Here is a 19837-nt window from a genome sequence, read left to right as displayed (position 1 = left end):
TCTTCAGTGCTCCTCGGAGATGGCTTCACGATCACGGTCACGGTCACAGGCGCAGGCACGGTCGCGGTCAGGGGCGGGGACCGGGGCCGCCGCGGTGCCGGGCCGGGGGCCGTCCTCCCACTCCACGCTGAGCACGCGCAGTTCGCGGCCCGTGAGCAGTTCGACGTCGGTGGCCTTGCCGCAGGCGGGGCAGCAGAGTTCGGGTGGCATGCCGACGGCCCATTCGTCCGCGCAGGCCCCGCAGCGGGCGCGGGCCGCCACCGCTCGGGTGATGAGCTCGGCGCCTTCGAGCACCGTCCCCGCGCAGGCCAGTTCGAAGCAGAAGGACAGGGCGTCGGGCACCACCCCGGCCAGCTCCCCGACGTCCAGCCGGACCGTGGTGACCGTATGGGCGCCGGCGGCCCGGGCCGCCTCTTCCACCTGGCCGACGACGGCCATGGCGATCGACATCTCGTGCATCGGAGCTCCGTCCTGCCGTCCTGCCGGGGCTCATTAGACCGGCAGGACGCGGGCGGGGCGCTCGGCACGCCGACGGGCGGCGCGCCCCGTACGCCATTCGGGCGCCGGGGCCGCGGGGAGCGTGCCGTCACATCCGGCGCATCTTCAGGTAGCGCCGGATGTCGGGGAGGATCTGCTTGATCACTGCGGCGAGGGCGGCGGCTGCCGCGCCGCCGATGACGGCCTTCTTCATGGGGTTCTCCTCAGTTCACGAGGTGGTTCCAGCTCCTGGAGCAGCCCGAGGACCATGCGTACGGCCTCGGGCACGGCGGCGGCCACCGGCGCGCTCAGGCCGATGCCCTCCTCGACGCGGGCGGGTTCGCAGCCGACGACGAGGGTGCGCCGGGGCGGGGTGCCGCCGGTGCCCTCGCACAGCGTGCCCAGCAGGGCGAGGACCGCGTCGGGGGACATGTGGTGGCCGTCGAGGACGGGCCTGCCGGGCTCGACGGAGCCGGGCTCGTCCGCCTCGATCAGGTAGAGGGTGCCGGGGGCGCCGCCGCGGGCGGTCGCGTCGAGCAGGATGAGCGTGTCGTACCCGTCGAGGAGCTGGTAGGCGAGGTGGACCCCGCGCACTCCGAAGTCCACGGCCTGCGCGGTGGAGGGGAGTGGGTGCGCGGCCAGTTGCCTGAGGGTCTCCACGCCGAAGCCGTCGTCGCCGAGGAACACGTTGCCGATGCCGGCGATCAGGGTGCCGCCGGGGGCGCTCGCGCCGTTCACTCGCCCTCCAGCGGGGTGACCTCGTCGGGCTGGAAGTAGAGGAACCGGCCCTGCTCGCGCCGGATGTCGGCCCCCGGGTCCCCCTCGACGGTGACGGCGAGGTGCACTCCCCCGTCGACGTCGTGCAGGACCGCTTCGACCAGTGCGGCGCGGCCGTGCAGGAACAGGTCCTGGGCGTCGGTGCGCCGCGGGCCGGGCCGGAGCAGGACGCGGCTGCCCGCACCCACCGAGACCCCGTCGACGTCGATACGGTCCCGGGCCGGGTCGGCGTGGTCCGTGTGGGCCGGGTCCCACCAGGGCTTCTCGGGCCGGAACACCGCCTGGTCGTCGAAGAGTTCGAGCTCCGGCGCACTGACGCCGGCCGTGGCGGCCGGGTCGGGCGCGATAGCCTCGCCGGTGACCTCGCGCAGGGCCCGTACCGCTCCGTGGAGCCGCTCCAGCACCTCGGGCGGCATCGATTCGGCCATGTCGATGACGGCGGCGGCGCGCGGGTCGGTGCCGCGTGCCTCGCGCTTCTCCTGGTCGGTCAGGGCCGCCGTGCGCAGGGCGAGGATCTCGTCGATCTCCGTGGAGTCGTACATCGCCCCGACGCTCTCCGGGGCGATGGCGGGGTGGTCCTCCAGGATGATCGGGGAGGACAGGACCACGTCGGCGCGGCCGGGTTCACCGGCGAGTACGGGCCAGGTGCGCTGGTTGTCGCAGCCCGCGACGGCCGCCTTGGCCCATTCGGGCGGGTCGGTCATCGAGAGGAAGCCGCCCGCGTCGAGCCCGAGCAGCAGGTGGGCGGCGACCAGCGAGCGGGGCAGCGCGGCGTCGCGGTCGCCGGCTTCGGGGGTGCCGGGGGCCGGTGCCCACGGGCTGGTGTTCTCCACGACGACGGTGAGCTTCAGGACCCGGTAGGGGCCGTCGAGTTCGGTGGCGGTGAGCCGCAGGGAGCCGCTGATCTCCTCGGTCCGCCGGATCGTCCGGCCGACCGTGCGGCCGGTGTCGTCGAGGACGCGCTCCGTGTCCTCGCGGGCCGGGCGGACGAAGGGGAACAGGGCCCCGGCCCCGATGAGTTCGCCGACCGGGACGGATACGTCGACCCGCTCCTCGGCGCCCTCGTCCCACGGCACGAGCACCCGGTCGGGCAGGTGCAGTTCGGGTACGGTCTCGAACGTACCGTCGGGCAGGGCCTGTTGGACCGTGCGCCGCTGGGCGTGCAGGAAGCGCAACTCGACGGCGAGGGACGCGGATCCCTTCGGCTCCATCAGGATCTCGGTCCGCTGGGAGGCGTGTTCGTGGTGCGCGGGGCCCCAGGCGGGCGGAACCAGGACGCCGAACTGCCAGCGCAGCCGGTTCTTGGCCGCGGAGGCCCGGTAGGGGTAGAGCACGTATCCCTCGAAGAGGACCGCGTCGGCCACCTGCCGGGCGTGGGCGAACCGTGGCTCCAGGGGGGTGGTCGTCGCGTTCGTGGTCGTCACGGTCGCGGGCGCGGTCGTCGCGGTCACGGAGCCGTCCTTTCGATGACGCGGGGCAGTACGGCGCCGGCCCAGGCGGGGTCGGCGGGCTCCGCCGCCCGCACGGCACCGTCCGCGTCGAGCAGGGACCGTACGGTCGCCTCCCACGAGGCGAGCGAGTGCCGGGAGCGGTAGGCGAGGAGGTCGTCCATGGTGTCGCGGGGCAGCCGCAGCCAGCCGCAGCCGGGGAAGTGCTGCTCGACCATCTCGCGCCACACGGTGACGGGCATCCGGTGGGAGGCTTCGCGGTCCCAGGGGACGGGTTCGACGTGGAAGCCGGTGGCCCCGGTGAAGGCCGTGCCGGAGAACAGCATCAGCAGGGGGACCTCGCCGTCTTCGAGGGCGTTGAAGTAGCGGGTGGCCGCGATGTCCATGTCGTAGGTGCAGGGCACGACCAGGTCGGTCTCGGTCTCCCCGGTGAAGCTGGGGACCATCGCGGTGACCTGGGCGAACTGCACGGGCTGGAGGGTGGTGCCCCAGCGGGAGCGGGCGCCGAAGAGGTCGCCCAGGGCCTCGGCCTCGGCCGGTCCGTAGCCGCGCCGGGCCGGTTCGATGCGCATCTGGCAGCGCAGCGCCAGGGCGTGCACCCGGGTGCCCGGGGTGGCGGTGATCCGCAGCCGGAACAGGAGCGTGGGCCCGGCGGCGTAGGGGTCCGCGCGCACCCCCGTACAGGTGAAGGTGAAGTCGGTCATGACCGCCCCGCCTCGGCCGCCGCGGTGAGCGCCGCGGCCGTGGGCGCCTTGGCGCGCCGTTCGACCTGGGCGAAGAAGGTGTCGAGGGCGGCGCGGGCCTCCGCGCCGCCGTCGAAGCCCTGCCACAACATCCGCATCCGGCCCACCAGTTCGTAGCAGATGTCGATGGGGACCAGATGGCAGGTGGTGCGGCCGCCGGAGCGGCGCAGCAGCAGTGCCTCGACGTCGGGTTCGAGGAGCGCGGCGAGCCCGCTCGCCCCGAGTACGGTCTGCCAGGTCTCCGGATCGAGTTCGCTCTCGGTGGCTCCGGCCGGACTCGGGTAGAAGGCGACGAGCCGGTCCAGGGCGGCGTTGCGGAAGAAGAACGCGACGCCGACCGGGATCCGCAGCAGGTCCCACGCGCCGTCGTCGAGCCGGTGGCCGGGGTCGGTGAGGTAGCGGTCGGGTACGGCGCGGAACCGGCCGCCGACGGCCGCGCCCGGCCGGTCGAGCAGCAGGGCGCAAGGAACGCAGGCGCAGACCAGGGCGCGCCGTTCGGTCTCGACGAGGTGGCGGTGGCGCTCCTCCGCGACGGCCACGCCGCACAGTTCGCACACCTCCTGGCGCGGGGGGCGCGGTCCGGTGAAGCGGCGCAGGCCGCGCCGGGCGCCGGACCGGTGCGGGGCGGCGGTCCGGAAGGGGGGCGGGCCGCCGGGGCCGCCCGGGCCCGCGCCCAGCGGCGCGGGCCGTTCCACGGGCGCGTTCACGGCACCCGTGCCGGGGACTGCGGGCGGGTGCCGATCTGGAGCAGGGCGGGCTGCGGCGGCGCGGCCGGTTCCATCTCCACGGCGGTGACCTCGGGGGCGAAGGCGGCGAGGGTGTCCTCGACGGTCCTCACGGCGGTGGCCGCGGTGCTCGGGCAGCCGCAGCCGCCGCCACCGGACTCGGCGGGGGCGGCGGGCCGCAGGCGCAGGATCCCGCTCGCCGCGTCGAAGCCGATCAGCTCGACCGGGTCCGCTGCGGCCGCCAGGGCGCGGGCGATCCGGGCGTGCACGTCCTCGGGGTGCAGGTCGTGCAGGGTGAGCAGGCCGGTGACGAGTTCGTCGTCGAGCAGCCCGCGCAGGGGGCCGCCCGGCGGGCCGCCGGGGGCGGCGGCGAGCCGTTCGACGATGCGGGCGAGCCCGGCGCCGTAGAAGTCCATCAGGACCCGGACCAGTTCCTCGGCGGCGGCGCACACCTCCCGGTCCCCGGTGGCGGCGAGCCGCTCCAGTACTTCCTCGACCCGGGCGCCCGCCTGCCGCGCGTCGGCGGGGGCGGAGGTGGCGGCCGGGGCGGAGGCCGGGGCGCTCATCCGCCCAGTCCGCTCAGGCCGGTGGGCACGTGCATCTGCTTCACGGTCTGGCCCTTGCCCACGTACATGTGGACCCCGCACGGCAGACAGGGGTCGAAGCTGCGCACCGCGCGCATGATGTCGATGCCTTTGAAGTTCTCCGGGGTGTTCTCCTCGAAGATGGGGGTGTTCTGTACGGCGTCCTCGTACGGTCCCGGGGTCCCGTAGGTATCGCGGGTGCTGGCGTTCCACGGGGTCGGCGGGTAGGGGTGGTAGTTCGCGATCTTGCCGTCGCGGATGACCATGTGGTGCGAGAGCACACCGCGCACGGCCTCGGTGAAACCGACGCCCAGGCCCTCGTCCGGTACCTCGAACTTCTCCCAGGTCTGGGTGCGTCCGGCGCGGACCTCCGCGAGTCCCTTCTCGGCGCAGTGCAGGGCGATGGCGGCCGCGTACGCCTGGAAGTACGTGCGGGCGCGGTTGCGCTCCAGCGCGTTGCTCCACTTCGGGATCTTCCACTCGAAGCGGGTCTCGGGCTTGGTCATGGTGCGGGGCAGGGTGATGACCACGCTGTGGCCGGTGGCCTGCACGTAGTCGGTGTGCACCAGACCCGAGAGGGCGGTGGACCACAGCCGTGCGAGGGGGCCGCCGCCGGTGTCCAGGGCGAGGTGGTCCTTGCCGTCGAACCAGCGCGGGGACATCACCCAGCTGTACTTGTCGTCGAAGTTGCGCTTCTGCGGGGCCGGGATGGTGTGCTGGTTCCAGGGGTGACGGGCGTCGACCGGGTTGCCGAGGGGGTCGTGGGTGACGAACTTCTCCTGCCCCTCCCAGTCGTCGTAGTAGGAACTGCCGAGCAGGATCCGGATGCCGAGGTTGATCTCGGTGAGGTCGTTGGTGACGAGCTTCCCGTCCACCACGATGCCCGGGGTGACGAACATCTTCCGTCCCCAGTCGGTCATGTTGGCGTAGGTGAAGTCGCAGTGCTCGGGGTCGTTGAGCGCGCCCCAGCAGCCCAGCAGCACGCGTCGGCGGCCGACCTCCTCGTACCCGGGCAGGGCCTCGTAGAAGAAGTCGAAGAGGTCGTCGTGGAGCGGGACGACGCGCTTCATGAACTCGCAGTACCGCATGAGGCGGCTCATGTAGTCCGTGAAGAGCTGGACGGAGGCGATGGTGCCGACGCCGCCCGGGTAGAGGGTGGAGGGGTGCACGTGGCGGCCCTCCATCAGGCAGAACATCTCGCGGGTGTAGCGGCTGACTTGCAGCGCCTCGCGGTAGAACTCGCCCTCGATGGGGTTGAGCGAGCGCATGATGTCGGCGATGGTCTTGAAGCCGTGCTCGCCCGCGTGCGGGGCGGGGGTGCGCTCGGCGAGTTCCAGGACGCCCGGGTTGGTCTCGCGGACCATCTTCTCGCAGTAGTCGACCCCGACCAGGTTCTCCTGGAAGATGTTGTGGTCGAACATGTACTCCGCGGACTCGCCGAGGTTGATGATCCACTCGGCGAGGTGCGGGGGCTTGACCCCGTACGCCATGTTCTGCGCGTACACCGAGCACGTGGCGTGGTTGTCACCGCAGATGCCGCAGATGCGGCTGGTGATGAAGTGCGCGTCGCGGGGGTCCTTGCCGCGCATGAAGACGCTGTACCCGCGGAACACCGACGAGGTGCTGTAGCACTCCGCGACCCGCTTCTGCTTGAAGTCGATCTTCGTGTGGATGCCGAGGCTGCCCACGATCCGGGTGATCGGATCCCAGGCCATCTCCACCAGGCCGCTGCCGTCTCCGGCCGCCTTCGTCTTCGGTGCCATCGTGTCTTCCCGTGACCTTTCTTCGGTGCGTAACGGAGGTACTGACGTACGGAGTCGGCGGTGTACGGGATCCGCCGGGGTACGGGCGCTACCGGCCGGCCGGGGCCGTGCCGGTCACCAGGGCGGCCGGTAGCCGGTGGTGAGCTTCTCGCCGCGGTGGCGCCACTTCGGTTCCTGGTCGACGGTGTGCGCCGTGATCGCGCGCAGCTTGCGGATGACCGCTCCGTACGCACCGCTGGCGGCGCTGGAGACCTTGCCGCCGGGGGGCTCGTCCATGAAGGGCATGAACTTGTCGGGGAAGCCGGGCATGGTGCAGGCGATGCAGATGCCGCCGACGTTGGGACAGCCGCCGATGCCGTTCATCCAGCCGCGCTTGGGCACGTTGCACTTGACGACCGGACCCCAGCACCCCAGCTTGACGAGGCATTTGGGTGAGTCGTAGGTGTGCGCGAACTGGCCCTGCTCGTAGTACCCGGCGCGGTCGCAGCCCTCGTGGACCGTCGCGCCGAACAGCCAGGTGGGCCGCAGCTTGTCGTCCAGCGGGATCATCGGGGCGGATCCGGCGGCCTGGTAGAGCAGGTAGGTGAGGGTTTCCGAGAAGTTGTCGGGCTGGATCGGGCAGCCCGGCACGCACACGATCGGGATGCCCGCCTTCGACGTCCAGTCCCATCCCAGGTAGTCGGGCAGGCCCATGGCGCCGGTCGGGTTGCCCTCCATCGCGTGGATGCCGCCGTACGTCGCACAGGTGCCGATGGCCACGACCGCCAGGGCCTTGGGCGCCAGCCGGTCGATCCACTCGCTGGTGGTGATGGGCTGGCCGGTCTCCGGGTTGTCGCCGAAGCCGCTCCAGTACCCCTCGGCCTTGATGCTCTCGTTGGGAATGGACCCCTCGACGACCAGCACGAAGGGGTCGATCTCCCCGCGCTCTCCCTTGAAGAACCACTCGATGAAGGTGTCGGCGCCGCCGACCGGGCCGCATTCGAAGTCGATCAGCGGCCAGTGCACGGCGATCTTGGGCAGCCCGGGGAGGACGCCCATCACGATTTCTTCGATGCTCGGCTGCATCGCGGCGGTCAGGGACACGGAGTCGCCGTCGCAGCTCAGCCCCGCGTTGATCCAGAGGATGTGGATCGGGGGGTCTTCTACCGCGCTCTCGGGCGCGGTGGTCTCAGCATCCATGGGGATGCCTCCTTGGGGATGTATGCGGTGAAAGCCGTCATGGCGGCCATCACCCTTCTTGTTAACAGCCGACCGGTCCGAGTGCTCCGTCTTATGCGTCCAGTCCAGTGACACGGCGCCGGGAGGCGGTGGCCGCGGCGAGGTGCGGCGGGGTGCCGGAAGCCGGGTTCTTCCGGACGAAATCCCGGCGCAGCGCGTGGTAGGGCGCGTCCGGATCGTCGAACGTGGCGCGCATCCGGGTCAGCTCCGCCTCCCGGTGGGCGGCCAGCGGGCGCAGCGCCTCGTCCCGGTCCCGGGCCTCCTTCTTCGCCGCGATCCGTGCCTGGACGCCGGGCGAGGCGGCGAGGCGGACCGCGTGCCGTCGGGTCTGCGCGGCGAAGTCCCCGGGCGCGCAGGCCGTCGTACGGTCCACCAGGCCCAGGGTCCGGGCCGCCTCGGCGGACACCGGGAGCGCTTCGGTGGTGAGCCGGTGCGCGGCCTCGGGCCCGACCCGGCGGGCCAGGGTGTAGGTCCAGTACTCCGAGCCGTACAGCCCCATCAGGCGGTAGTGCGGGTTGAGCACCACGCCCGACCTGCACCAGACCTCGTCGGCGGCGAGGGCGAGCATGGCGCCGCCCGCGGCCGCGTTGCCGCCGAGGGCGGCCACCACGAGCCGGTCCGAGGTGGTCAGCACGGCCTCGACCAGGTCGTCCATGGCGGTGATGTTCGCCCAGGACTCCGCCGCGGGGTCGGCGGCGGCTTCGATGACGCCGAGGTGGATGCCGTTGGAGAAGAAGTCCCTGGTCCCGCCCAGCACCAGTACCGAGGTGGGCCGGGCGCGCGCGGCCCGGTAGGCGGCCAGCAGGCGGCGGCACTGGCCGGTGCTCATCGCGCCGCCGGGGAAGGCGAAGGACAGGAAGCCCGCGCCGTCTTCTTCCCGGTAGTGGATGTCGGCCCAGGTACGGCCGCGGGCGGGCAGTTCCGGCAGCTCGGGCAGGAGTGCGCCGAGCGCCAGGGCGGCGGGCAGCTTGACGGGGGCGGGCTCCCCGGACACCCGCCGGGCCCGCAGTTCGGGGATCCAGACCGCGCCGTCGATGGTGGCCCGGCAGATCGCGCCCGCCCGGGTGGCCAGGAGGTCGCCGGGTTCGCCGCGCAGGGCGGGTTCGGGGTGCCCGCCGTGCAGGTACCACTCGGCGCCGAGCAGTTCGTCCAGCACGCCGGGCTGCGAGTCGGCGGCCCGGAGCGTGCGGACGACGGCGTCGGTGGTGGCGGTCCGCCAGTCGATGCGGCGCAGCTCCTGGCGGAAGTACGGGCGGGTCCGGCACGGCCCGTCGGGGCTCTGTCCGGGGTCGGGGTCGCGCTGGGGCTCGGGTGCGTACGTACCGGAGGCGAAGCGGTCGACGGCCAGCAGGACGGCGGCCAGGGCCGCGTCGGCGACCTCGCCGCGGTACAGGTCGCTCTTGGCCAGGGGCGGGAGGTCGCAGGCGGCGGTGGCCCAGACGGCGCCGGCGTCCATCCGCTCGTCGGCCTGGAGGACGGTCACGCCCCAGCGGGTGACGCCCTCGTGGACGGCCCAGTCGAGGGAGGAGGGGCCGCGGTCGCCCGGGGGGCCGGGGTGGACGATCAGGCAGGTACGGGCGGACCACACGTCCCGCGGGATCGGCGTCCGGAGCATCGGGGCCAGGATCAGGTCCGGCCGGTGGCGCTCGACGGCGGCGCGCAGCGAGGCGTCGCGGAGGTCCGGGGGCGATCCGGGTCCGGCCGGGACGAGTTCCACGGCCACGCTGTGCCCGCGGTCGCGGAGCTCGGCGTGGACGCGCTGGCTGAGGCTGTTGAAGGCGCTCGCTACGAGCAGGATGTGCACGCGATCTCCCTGCGGCCGGGGCAGTCGGCGACGAACTGTGACCGGAGCATGCCCAGCCGAGGGGAATCGTCGGGGACGTCCGCCCGGACTCCCCGCAGCCCGGCGCCGGGGTCACTCGAAAGCGCGAGTTCCGGCGGCCAGTCGGCGGGGGTGGCGCGGCCACCCGGCGGGGGTCACCATGGCGGGGTGCGGGAGTGTGGTGGTGAGCGCCATGTCCGGGGCCCCCGCGGGTGCCTACTGTGTCGCGCCATGACCAACATATTTTCTTCGGCGGGCCCGTCGGCCGGCCTCACGGGGCGGGTCGCCCTGGTCACGGGCGCGGGCAGCGGCATCGGGCGGGCCTGCGCGGTGGCGCTGGCCGCCGCCGGGGCCCTGGTGCACGTGGTGGACGTCAACGGGGAGGCGGCCGGGGCGGTGGCCCAGGAGGTGGGCGGGCGGCCGCACGTCGTGGACCTGGCCGACCCTGACGCGATCGGGGGGCTGCCCGCCGCCATGGACATCCTGGTCAACAGCGCGGGCCTGCAGCACGTGGCGCCGCTCACCGCGTTCCCGCCGGAGCGCTTCGACCTGATCCAGCGGGTGATGGTGACCGCGCCGTTCCTGCTGCTGCGGCGCACCCTGCCGCACATGTACGCGGGCGGCTGGGGCCGGGTGGTCAACATCTCCAGCGTCCACGGCGTACGGGCCAGCGCCTACAAGTCCGCCTACGTGGCCGCGAAGCACGGCCTGGAGGGGCTGAGCAAGGTCACCGCGCTGGAGGGAGCCCCGTACGGGGTGACCAGCAACTGCGTCGGTCCGGGGTACGTCCGCACGCCGCTGGTCGAGGGCCAGATCCGCGACCAGGCCGCCGCGCACGGGATCAGCCCCGGCGAGGTGCTCTCCGACGTGCTGCTGACCCGGTCCGCGATCAAACGCCTGATCGAGCCGGAAGAGGTGGCGGCGGCCGCGCTGTGGCTGTGCGGGCCGCACAGCGGCTACCTGACCGGCGCGTCCCTCGCCCTGGACGGCGGCTGGGGCGCGAGCTGACGGGCTCTGGCACCCTGGGCGCCATGGACGCACCCTCCCCCGGCGCCTGGCTGCGCGCCGGAATCAGCCGTGACGGCGGCCCGCTCATGGAGACCGGGCACGTCGTGTGGCTCCAGAGCGGCACCCGGTACGCCGACAGCCGCGGCTTCGCCGGGACCACCACCTACGACGGCCGGGACGTCACCTTCCACCACGACGTGGGCGAACCGGGCCACGACGTCGGCGCCCTGCGCCGGGACGGCCCGCGCCTGATCGAGACGGGCACCAACCCCGACGGCTCGACCTTCCTGGAGGTCTGGACCCCCCTCCCCCGCACCGGGGGGCCTGAAGGCTCCTGGACCGCCGCAGGAAGCCAGACGGTCCGCGTGGGCGCCCACGTCGTCCACGTCGAACCCACCGGTCGGGGCACGCACCTGGTCCTGCCCGACTAGACCGTCCCTGTCGGGTCCCGCCCCGCCCGGTGGAGGGCCTTGGCGATCAGGTCGTGGACGAGGTGTTCGCCGGGGCCGCGCTTTCGAGCGAAGGCCTTCCCGTCCCGGTCGAGGACGACCGCGCCCGCCCAACGCGCGGCCCGGGGGCCTGGGTTCAGCGATCGGCCTGGAGGGGGACCCTGGGGAGGCCGTCCGGCCGCGGCGGGCGGAAGGCGGGGGGCAGGTCGTCCTGGTGGAGGGCGACCGTGCGGGTCGGGGCGGGGATCGAGATGCCTTCCGTACGGAAGCGCTCGTGCAGGCGCTTGATGAACTCGTGCTTGATCCGGTACTGGTCGCTGAACTCCCCGACGCCGAGGATGACGGTGAAGTTGATCCGGGAGTCGGCGAACGTGTGGAAGCGGACGGCGCCTTCGTGGTCGGGGACCGCGCCGTTGATGTCCGCCATCACCCCGTCGACCACTTCCAGGGTCACCCGCTCGACGCGCTCCAGGTCGCTCTCGTAGCCCACGCCCACCTGGACGAGGATCGACAACTGCTGTTCGGGCTGCGTGTAGTTGGTCATGTTGGTCCGGGCGAGCCGACCGTTGGGGATGATGACCAGGTTGTTCGACAGGTTCCGCACGACGGTGTTGCGCCAGTTGATGTCGACGACATAGCCCTCCTCACCACTGCTGAGGCGGATGTAGTCACCGGGCTGCACCGTCTTCGAGGCGAGGATGTGGACGCCCGCGAACAGGTTGGCCAGGGTGTCCTGCAGGGCCAGCGCGACCGCCAGACCGCCCACGCCCAGCGCGGTCAGCAGCGGCGCGATCGAGACGCCCATGGTTTCGAGCGCGACCAGGACGCCCATCACCACCACGACGACCCGGGTGATGTTGACGAAGATGGTGGCGGAGCCCGCCACCCCGGTGCGCGACTGCGCCAGGGACTGGACCAGGCCCGCGACCACCCGGGCCGCGCCGAACGTGGCGAAGAGGATCAGCAGGGCGGTCAGCGAGTGGCTGACGACCGCGCCGGTCTTCGAGCTGAGCGGCAGGGCCGAGGCGGCCACTGCCGCGCCCGCGATGACGGCCGCGCCCGGCGCGAGCGTGCGCAGCGCGTCGACGATGATGTCGTCCCCGCTCCACCGGGTCCGCAGCGCGTGCCGGGCGAGCCAGCGGACGAGCGCCCGCAGCACCAGCCCCGCCAGGGCGCCCGCGGCCAGCGCGATCGCGGCGACGATCCAGTCGTGCAGGACGAGGTCCCGGGTCAACGGACGGCCTCCGACGCGCGCGGGGACCGGGAGGCGGCCACTGCGGCGGCCGGTTGCCGTATGGGGTGTTTCGTCACCTATTTACCTGTCAGTTCGTCGTGCATGAGGCTCCGTTCGGACACGCGTACGTCTCCGGAACGGATTGCCATCCTGCCTCATGGCCGACGACGGCTACGACAGCCGGGCTCCGGCTCAGTCGATGGGCCGGTAGCGCTCCTCGACGATCGCGGTGCCGTCGGAAAGGTGCGTGCTGCGACGGCGTTTGAGGACACTGGAGTAGATGGCGAGACCGATGGCACCGACCACCATCATGATCAGGCCCACCAGGTCGAGGTTCACTCCCTTCATCTCCCAGTCGGTGGCGAAGGTGAGGATGGCCCCCACCGTGATGAGGACAATGCAGCCTCCCAGGCCCATGGAACTCGCCTCCAGAACAATCGCGGTTGGGACATGTGCTCTGGGCCGCACCTACCCCGCATTCCCCGGATGACGCGGTCCCGGACAGGACTGTGGGGCCGCCCCCGCCTAGGGACGGCCCCACGGGGCCTTCTCCGCACCGGCCGTCGCACCGGGAGGGACCGCCTAGGACAGCTCGCCCGTCCCCGCCGGCATGCCGGTGCTGAGCCGGTGGCCTTCGATCTCCGCCCACACGGCCTTTCCGGTGGCGTGGGCCTGCGCCCCCCAGCGGTCGGAGAGCCGCTCCACGATGTGGAGTCCGTGGCCGCCCGGACTGCCCCGGCGCGCCACGCGCGTGACGGGCATCGCCGTCCGCTCCGCGTCGAACACCTCGATGCGCAGGGAATCACCGACCGTCAGGACGAGTTCCTCGCAGCCGCCCGCGTGCAGGCTCGCGTTGGTCAGCAGCTCGGATACGACGAGCAGGGCGTCCTCCGTGGTCTGGTTGTGCTCCCAGCCCCAGTCCCCCATGGCCGCCCGCGTGAAGTCACGCCCCTTCGCCACCGAGCCCCGTACCCCGCGCAAGGCGAGGCGCCGCCGCTGGCCCGTCACCGGCGGCCTCGGCCGCAGTGGATCGCCGGTGTCCGATCCGATGGTCGTCACTGTGGTCTCACCCCCGTTGATTCTGGTGCTCAATGATTGCAAACCGCTGCTCTCCTGGTGTCGCGGATCACGCGTATGCCCCCTGTGGTGTGCGGAACACCTCGCGCCGCCGGGGGTCAGGCGGTCGTCATGTGCAGCCGCAGGGTGAATCCCGTGTCCATCGCGCGGGTCTCCACGAGGTCGCACAGCTGGTGGATCATCCACAGCCCGCGCCCGCCGTCCCCCGAGGCCAAGGGCGGGCGACGGCGGCCCGCCATGGGGTCGGTGAGGCGGCCGTCGTCGTGGACCTCCGCCACCGCGCCGCCGTCGGTCGTCATCCATAACCGCAGGGTGCCCTTGCCGCCGCCGTGCGCGATCGAGTTCGCGGCCGCCTCGCTGATGGCGAGGACGAGGTCGTCGCGGCGGGCGGGGCGCAGGCCGGTCCGCCGGGCCCAGGCCTCGGCGTGTTCGCGTACCCGGGCGAGCCCGCCCCCCGAGTACTCCAGGGCGAGGGCGTGGTCCGGTTCGGGCAGGGGCCCGTCGCAGTCGGCGCGGACCGCCGCGGGGTCGGTGTAGTGCGCGCTGCGCACGTCGCGCCCCTCCTCGGTCAGCGCCGGGTGGGTGCGGCGGGCGTCGGCGATCACCTGGGCGGGGAGGCGGGTCGTGTCGTACGGGCACAGGACGGTCGTGGCGCGCCCCGCGAAGGCGGTGTTGACGAGGGCTTCGTAACGGACCGTCTCGCGGACCTCGGCCGGGGAGCGGCCGGGCCAGATCGCCTCGCCGACGATCCGGGCGGTGCGCCCCCGGTGCCGGTCGGCGAACTCCCAGAGGGCGGCCAGGATCCGGCCCGGGTTGCGGCCCAGTTCCGTCATGTCGACGCGCTCAACGGCGTCCGCGTCCGCGCCGAGGTACTGGCGCAGGGCTTCCACCTGCGGTCCGGGTACGGCGACCAGCACCGGCTCCCCGGCACGCAGCGCGGCGCGCACGAAGCCGCCCGCCCCGGCGGCGTACTGCGCCGGGTCCCGGTAGAAGAGGGCCCGGTGGACGAAGGCGCCCGGGCCCGCGGCCGGAGGGGCGGTGCTGTACCTCATGCTGCGACCTCCAGCGCGGCGCGTTCGTCCGGGAACTCGGTGCGGCCCGTCGCAGCGAGTATGCCGGGTGGTGGACGAGATGAGGGCGCCCACCCCGGGCCGCATGCGGGCGCCCCCTCACGGACGTCTAGGTGGTGAGCATTCCGCTGCGCAGCCGGGCCAGCGTCCGGGTCAGCAGCCGGGACACCTGCATCTGCGAGATCCCCAGCTCGTTGCCGATCTCGGCCTGGGTCATCTCCTGGCCGAAGCGCATGGACAGGATCAGCCGGTCCCGCTCGTCGAGCTGCTCCAGCAGGGGCGCCAGGGTGTGGAAGTCCTCGAACAGCTCCATGGCGGCGTCGACCTCGCCGACGCGCTCGGCCAGCGGCCGGGTGCCGCGGCCGCCCGACGGCGACTGCTCATCGGACTCGGCGGAGGTGTCGAGGGAACCACTGGTGTAGCCGTTCGCGGCGACCAGGCCCTCGATGATGTCCTCTTCGGAGAGTTCGAGGTGCTGGGCCAGCTCCTTGACGGTCGGGGACCGGCCCAGGACGCCGCTCAGGGCCTCCTGGCACTGAGCGAGTTCCGTGCGCAGCTCCTGGAGACGGCGCGGGACGTGCACCGCCCAGGTGGTGTCGCGGAAGTACCGCTTGATCTCACCCGTGATGTACGGGAGGGCGAGCGTGGAGAACTCGACCTCGCGCTCGGGGTCGTAGCGGTCGATGGCCTTGATCAGGCCTATGGTGCCCACCTGGACGATGTCTTCCATCTCCACGCCGCCCGCACCGGTCGCGCGGGTGCGGAAGCGGCGGGCGGCGAAGTTCACGAGGGACACGTTCATCTCGATGAGCGTGTTGCGCACGTACTGGTACTCGCGGGTCCCCTCCTCCAGGGAGCGGAGCCTGACGAGGAACAGACGGGACAGCTCCCGGGCGTCGCCGGGGGTCACCTCCCGGGCGTTGTCGACCCGCGGCAGGTCGGCGACGGGGGCCGCGAGGGCCTTCCCCGTGGTGCGCACACTGCTGACGACTGTTCCGGTGTAGGACATCGTGGCCGTTCCTCCCATTGATGAATGGCTGCGGAACCGCTCGTTCCCAGATGTCCGGCCCTTACACACATCCACACGAGAAAAATTTTCGGGCAGCCCTCCGCCCCGGCGGACGCGGCGTCGCCGTCCGCCGGGGAAGCAGGCATACTCGCACTCTCGAAAGCCGGGCGGTTCGACCACGGGGAGGCGGATATGGTGCGGGAAACGGAAGCGCACGGCGCGGGAGTGGTCGCCAAGTGCTATCAAGCCGGGCAGAGTTGGGTGGTCGTGGCGCGGGGCGAGCTCGACCAGGACACCCTGGCTCCCCTGGAGGAGGCGCTCGCCGTCGCCGCCGACCGCCATCCGGTGGTGGTCGTGGACGTGACAGCCATCACATTCGGGGATTCGTCGTTCCTGAACATGCTGCTGCGCCTGCACCGGATCACCGCGCTGCGCGTCGCCGCTCCGGGTGAGCAACTGACCCGGCTGTTCCAGCTGACCGGCGCCGATACGGTCCTCTCCCTGTACCCGAGCGTCCCGGACGCCCTCGCCCCGCCGGTCTGAGCGTCCGGCCGGACGGACCTGCGGCGTCGGGCCGCAGGCCGTGCGCGCGCCGGGTCATCAGCCGAAGAAGCCGCCGTAGTAGCCGCCGAGCCGGTGGTGGTACTCCTCGTCGTACAGGTGCTTCTCCTGGATGAACTCCGGCGCGTCCTTGATCTGATCCTTGGTCCGGTCGACGTAGATCCGCTGTCCGTCGGTGTCGATGCTGATGACCGTGCCCGCGGGCAGCAGGACTTCCTTGCCGAAGATCCACGGGCCGGTGTCGACGACGAGGTACGAGGCGTCCACCTCGTCGGAGTGCTTGCCGACCTTCCCGATGGCGCCGTCGGTCGCCTCGACCTTGAAGCCGGTCAGGTCGGTGCCCTGCAAGCGGCCCGAAGTCGTGCGGTAGCCCCATACGTTGTCGGTCATGTGGTCCTCCCACAGTTGGAGCGGCTTCTACCGTCCTTCACTCTCCGGCCTCCGCACGGCCGGGGCGACGGGAGCCTCGTGACGGAACGCGTACCCGGGAAGGCGTCCCGTATGCGCCGACTCTCGCCGTCGCGGTGGACCGCGGCGCTCGTGCGGCGGCGGCCGTGGACCCACGTCGGCGGCCCTCGCGCGGGCGCTAGCCTTCTCCTGTCGGTTCGGCAACCGCCGCGCGCGCTCCACGGCCGCCGCAGTGGTCACTAGAGTGAGGTTGACGGATGGCTGAGCGGTCTGGCCCGGAGTCAGGGAAGACGGCTGCGGAGATGGCGGGCGGGGGCGGAATCGGCGAGTCCGAATTGCGCCAGTTGCTGGCCGGGCTGACCGCCGTGCGCGACGGGGACTTCCGCACCCGGCTGCCCAACGAGCCCGGGGGGCTGCTCGGGGAGATCGCGACCGTCTTCAACGGGATGGTCGACCAGCTCTCGCTGTTCACCTCCGAGGTGACGCGAGTGGCCCGGGATGTCGGTACCGAGGGAACGCTGGGCGGGCAGGCCGACGTACCGGGCGTCGGGGGTGTCTGGCGAGATCTGACCGACTCCGTCAATTTCATGGCCGGCAACCTCACCGACCAGGTGCGCAACATCGCCCAGGTGACCACCGCGGTCGCCCAGGGCGACCTGTCGCAGAAGATCACGGTGAACGCCAGGGGCGAGATCCTGGAGCTGAAGAACACCATCAACACGATGGTCGACCAGCTGTCGGCCTTCGCCGGGGAGGTCACCCGGGTCGCCCGCGAGGTCGGCAGCGAGGGCCGCCTCGGCGGTCAGGCGGAGGTGGAGGGGGTCTCCGGCACCTGGAAACGCCTCACGGAGAACGTCAACGAGCTGGCCGGGAACCTCACCCGCCAGGTCCGGGCCATCGCCGAGGTGGCGAGCGCGGTCGCCGAGGGCGACCTGCCCCGGTCGATCACGGTCGACGCCTCGGGCGAGGTCGCCGAGCTCAAGGACAACATCAACTCCATGGTCGGCTCGCTGCGCGAGACCACCCGGGCCAACCAGGAGCAGGACTGGCTCAAGTCCAACCTGGCCCGGATCTCGGGCCTGATGCAGGGACACCACGACATCGAGGCCGTCGCCGAACTGGTGATGGACGAGCTGACCCCGCTCGTCGCCGCCCAGTACGGCGCCTTCTACCTCGCCGAGGAGGCCACCGACGGGACCGTGCTGAGCCTGGTCGGGTCCTACGGGCGCTCCGCCGCCGTGGAGGGAACCCGCTTCGCCCTCGGCCAGTCCCTCGTCGGGCAGGCGGCCCGCAGCCGCCGGATCATCGCCGCCGACCAGGTCCCCGGTGACTACATCATCTCCTCGGGGCTGGGGCACACCACCCCCGGCAGCCTCATGGTGATGCCGATCGTGGTCGACGACCAGGTGCTCGGGGTGATCGAGCTGGCCTCCTTCGGCGCCTTCACCCCGGTGCACCGCGACTTCCTCGGCCAGCTGATGGAGACCATCGGCGTCAACGTCAACACCATCGTCGCCAACGCGCGTACGGACGAACTGCTCGGCGAGTCCCAGCGGCTGACCGGTGAACTCCAGGCCCGCTCGGAGGAACTCCAGTTCCAGCAGGACGAGTTGCAGCGCTCCAACGCCGAACTGGAGGAGAAGGCCGCCCTTCTCGCCAGCCAGAACCGCGACATCGAGGCCAAGAACCTGGAGATCGAACAGGCCAGCCAGGAACTCGAAGACCGTGCGCAGCAGTTGTCGCTGGCCTCGAAGTACAAGTCGGAGTTCCTGGCCAACATGAGCCACGAGCTGCGCACCCCGCTCAACAGCCTGCTCATCCTGGCCCAGTTGCTCGCCCAGAACCCCACCCGCAACCTCACGCCGAAGCAGGTCGAGTACGCGGGCATCATCCACTCGGCGGGCTCCGACCTGCTCCAGCTCATCAACGACATCCTCGACCTGTCCAAGGTCGAGGCGGGGAAGATGGACATCCACCCCGAGTGGGTGCAACTGCCGCAGCTCCTCGAATACGTCGAGGCCACCTTCCGGCCCATGACCACGCAGAAGAACCTGGAGTTCAGCGTCACCACCGCGCCCGACGCACCCGGTGACCTGCTCACCGACGACTCCCGGCTGCGCCAGGTGCTGCGCAACCTGCTCTCCAACGCGGTCAAGTTCACCGAGCGCGGCAGCGTCGCCCTGCACATCGAGCGGGCGGCGGACGCCGGACTCCCGGCGGGACTCCCCCGCCACCCGGCGATGGTGGCCTTCCGGGTCCGGGACACCGGCATCGGCATCCCGGAGCAGCAACTCGGCTCCGTCTTCGGGGCCTTCCAGCAGGCCGACGGCACCACCAGCCGCAAGTACGGCGGTACCGGCCTCGGGCTCTCCATCAGCCGGGAGATCGCCCAGCTCCTCGGCGGGGCCGTCACCGCGCAGAGCGTTCCGGGGCAGGGCAGCACCTTCACGCTCTACCTGCCGGTCAGCAGGCCCGACTACGAGGAGGACGTCGCCGCCGGAGGCGCGCACCGGGCCGCGGGGAACCCCCGGTCCTCGTCCGCGATCCCCGACGCCCGGCGACCGGTCCTGCCGCCGCCCGCGCCGCCGCGCCAGCCCCGCCGTCTGCTGGTCATCGAGGAACGTCCCAAGGGCCTGCTCTCCCTGGTCGCCGAGAGCGCCGCACGCGATCTCGGCCCGGCCCACGAGCGGACCGGCGAACGGGAGGTGGTCCAGGTGGTCCACGCCGCGAACTCCCGGGAAGCGGCGGCGGCGCTGGCCTCCGACCCCTTCCACTGCGTCGTCCTCGAACTCGGGCTGCCCGGCGGCGAGGCCCTGCGCTTCCTCGACGCGCTGCACGGGGACGCGGCGCTGACCACCCTGCCGGTCCTGGCCCACGACAACCGGCGCCCGGACCCCGGCCAGGAGGGCGAACCGCGCGTACGGGACGCCTCCCTGCCGCTGGAGCTGCTCTCCAGCCTGGACGAGCTGCGCGAACGCATCGCCCTGCACCTGTCGGCCGAGCAGCCCGGCGACGTCCTGCCGCTGGTCCGGGCGGACGAGAGGCGGGCGCGGTCCGCCCAGTGGGTCGACGGCGGGCTCGTCGGGCGCACCGTGCTCGTGGTGGACGACGACGCGCGCAACCTGTACGCCCTGAGCGGCATCCTCGAACTGCACGGCATCCGGGTCCTGCACGCCGAGGACGGCCGCAAGGGCATCGACACCCTCACCGGCAATCCCGGGGTCGACCTCATCCTGATGGACGTGATGATGCCCGAACTGGACGGTTACGCGGCCACCGCCGAGATCCGCCGCATGCCCGAGTACGCCGACCTGCCCATCATCGCGGTCACCGCCAAGGCCATGCCCGGCGACCGGGAGAAGAGCCTCGCCGCGGGAGCGAGCGACTACGTGACCAAGCCGGTGGACGCCAACGATCTCATCGGCCGCGTCCGGCACTGGCTCACGCCGTGACGCGCGGCGCCC

At 72.2% G+C, this 19837-nt stretch carries 20 protein-coding genes; 4 read left to right on the top strand and 16 right to left on the bottom strand.

Features of this window, described 5'->3' with window-relative positions; all coding sequences use genetic code 11:
• Nucleotides 1-3 precede the first annotated feature (3 nt).
• The 10 genes from QMF80_RS30460 to QMF80_RS30420 all read right to left on the bottom strand — a co-directional run bounded on the left by QMF80_RS30460 (nucleotide 4) and on the right by QMF80_RS30420 (nucleotide 9539).
• Entirely contained in the window at nucleotides 4-459 is a 456-nt protein-coding gene (locus QMF80_RS30460) for a hydrogenase maturation nickel metallochaperone HypA/HybF (RefSeq protein WP_283459071.1), read from the bottom strand.
• A 127-nt stretch (nucleotides 460-586) separates the two neighbouring features.
• Nucleotides 587-691 (bottom strand): DUF6893 family small protein, encoded by a 105-nt coding sequence (locus QMF80_RS38440; RefSeq protein ID WP_502962952.1) that lies wholly within the window; start codon nucleotides 689-691, stop codon nucleotides 587-589.
• A complete protein-coding gene (locus QMF80_RS30455; RefSeq protein ID WP_283459069.1) occupies nucleotides 688-1215 on the bottom strand; it encodes a hydrogenase maturation protease in 528 nt (175 codons plus the stop codon). Before QMF80_RS30455 ends, QMF80_RS38440 begins: the two co-directional genes overlap by 4 nt.
• Nucleotides 1212-2705 (bottom strand): hypothetical protein, encoded by a 1494-nt coding sequence (locus QMF80_RS30450; RefSeq protein WP_283459067.1) that lies wholly within the window; start codon nucleotides 2703-2705, stop codon nucleotides 1212-1214. The genes QMF80_RS30455 and QMF80_RS30450 overlap by 4 nt, the downstream gene beginning before the upstream one ends.
• Nucleotides 2702-3406, bottom strand: coding sequence for a DUF6084 family protein (locus QMF80_RS30445; RefSeq protein WP_283459065.1), 705 nt, complete (start codon nucleotides 3404-3406; stop codon nucleotides 2702-2704). Before QMF80_RS30445 ends, QMF80_RS30450 begins: the two co-directional genes overlap by 4 nt.
• Nucleotides 3403-4041, bottom strand: a complete 639-nt coding sequence (locus QMF80_RS30440; RefSeq protein ID WP_283459100.1) for a DUF5947 family protein — start codon at nucleotides 4039-4041, stop codon at nucleotides 3403-3405. The genes QMF80_RS30445 and QMF80_RS30440 overlap by 4 nt, the downstream gene beginning before the upstream one ends.
• Nucleotides 4042-4148: 107 nt before the next feature.
• Entirely contained in the window at nucleotides 4149-4736 is a 588-nt protein-coding gene (locus QMF80_RS30435; RefSeq protein ID WP_283459063.1) for a NifU-related iron-sulfur-binding protein, read from the bottom strand.
• Nucleotides 4733-6517: a nickel-dependent hydrogenase large subunit gene (locus QMF80_RS30430; protein WP_283459061.1), complete on the bottom strand. Its 1785-nt coding sequence runs from the start codon at nucleotides 6515-6517 to the stop codon at nucleotides 4733-4735. Before QMF80_RS30430 ends, QMF80_RS30435 begins: the two co-directional genes overlap by 4 nt.
• Before the next feature lie 114 nt (nucleotides 6518-6631).
• A complete protein-coding gene (locus QMF80_RS30425; protein ID WP_283459059.1) occupies nucleotides 6632-7696 on the bottom strand; it encodes an NADH-quinone oxidoreductase subunit B family protein in 1065 nt (354 codons plus the stop codon).
• 91 nt (nucleotides 7697-7787) lie between these two features.
• Entirely contained in the window at nucleotides 7788-9539 is a 1752-nt protein-coding gene (locus tag QMF80_RS30420) for an enoyl-CoA hydratase-related protein (protein ID WP_283459057.1), read from the bottom strand.
• Between the two features lie 249 nt (nucleotides 9540-9788).
• Here QMF80_RS30420 and QMF80_RS30415 point away from each other — a divergent pair, with 249 nt between their 5' ends.
• The gene (locus QMF80_RS30415) at nucleotides 9789-10565 is read left to right on the top strand and encodes a 3-hydroxybutyrate dehydrogenase (RefSeq protein ID WP_283459055.1); all 777 of its coding nucleotides are present in this window, start codon (nucleotides 9789-9791) and stop codon (nucleotides 10563-10565) included.
• A 23-nt stretch (nucleotides 10566-10588) separates the two neighbouring features.
• Nucleotides 10589-10996 carry a hypothetical protein gene (locus QMF80_RS30410; RefSeq protein ID WP_283459053.1) on the top strand — a complete coding sequence of 136 codons (408 nt, stop codon included), beginning with the start codon at nucleotides 10589-10591 and terminating at the stop codon, nucleotides 10994-10996.
• Between the two features lie 154 nt (nucleotides 10997-11150).
• Here the strand turns inward: QMF80_RS30410 and QMF80_RS30405 are convergent, their stop codons facing one another.
• From QMF80_RS30405 to QMF80_RS30385, 5 genes are all read right to left on the bottom strand, one after another.
• Entirely contained in the window at nucleotides 11151-12248 is a 1098-nt protein-coding gene (locus tag QMF80_RS30405; protein WP_283459051.1) for a mechanosensitive ion channel family protein, read from the bottom strand.
• Nucleotides 12249-12440: 192 nt separating this feature from the next.
• Nucleotides 12441-12665: a DUF6458 family protein gene (locus QMF80_RS30400; protein WP_283459049.1), complete on the bottom strand. Its 225-nt coding sequence runs from the start codon at nucleotides 12663-12665 to the stop codon at nucleotides 12441-12443.
• A 165-nt stretch (nucleotides 12666-12830) separates the two neighbouring features.
• Nucleotides 12831-13307: an ATP-binding protein gene (locus QMF80_RS30395; protein ID WP_283459047.1), complete on the bottom strand. Its 477-nt coding sequence runs from the start codon at nucleotides 13305-13307 to the stop codon at nucleotides 12831-12833.
• 116 nt (nucleotides 13308-13423) lie between these two features.
• Nucleotides 13424-14377 carry an anti-sigma factor RsbA family regulatory protein gene (locus QMF80_RS30390; protein ID WP_283459045.1) on the bottom strand — a complete coding sequence of 318 codons (954 nt, stop codon included), beginning with the start codon at nucleotides 14375-14377 and terminating at the stop codon, nucleotides 13424-13426.
• 127 nt (nucleotides 14378-14504) lie between these two features.
• Nucleotides 14505-15404 (bottom strand): SigB/SigF/SigG family RNA polymerase sigma factor, encoded by a 900-nt coding sequence (locus QMF80_RS30385; RefSeq protein ID WP_283459043.1) that lies wholly within the window; start codon nucleotides 15402-15404, stop codon nucleotides 14505-14507.
• A gap of 192 nt (nucleotides 15405-15596) precedes the next feature.
• On the opposite strand from QMF80_RS30385, the gene QMF80_RS30380 reads away from it, so the two are divergent.
• Nucleotides 15597-15947: an STAS domain-containing protein gene (locus tag QMF80_RS30380; protein ID WP_283459041.1), complete on the top strand. Its 351-nt coding sequence runs from the start codon at nucleotides 15597-15599 to the stop codon at nucleotides 15945-15947.
• A gap of 57 nt (nucleotides 15948-16004) precedes the next feature.
• Here the strand turns inward: QMF80_RS30380 and QMF80_RS30375 are convergent, their stop codons facing one another.
• Nucleotides 16005-16355: a PRC-barrel domain-containing protein gene (locus QMF80_RS30375; protein WP_283459039.1), complete on the bottom strand. Its 351-nt coding sequence runs from the start codon at nucleotides 16353-16355 to the stop codon at nucleotides 16005-16007.
• 275 nt (nucleotides 16356-16630) lie between these two features.
• On the opposite strand from QMF80_RS30375, the gene QMF80_RS30370 reads away from it, so the two are divergent.
• A complete protein-coding gene (locus QMF80_RS30370) occupies nucleotides 16631-19825 on the top strand; it encodes a HAMP domain-containing hybrid sensor histidine kinase/response regulator (protein WP_349372251.1) in 3195 nt (1064 codons plus the stop codon).
• The last annotated feature ends 12 nt before the right edge of the window (nucleotides 19826-19837 follow it).

The sequence above is a fragment of the Streptomyces sp. G-G2 genome (assembly GCF_030063135.1).
In the GTDB taxonomy this organism is placed as follows: domain Bacteria; phylum Actinomycetota; class Actinomycetes; order Streptomycetales; family Streptomycetaceae; genus Streptomyces.
Note: the sequence above shows the minus strand (reverse complement) of the source record. Positions and strands in the feature narration are given on the sequence as shown.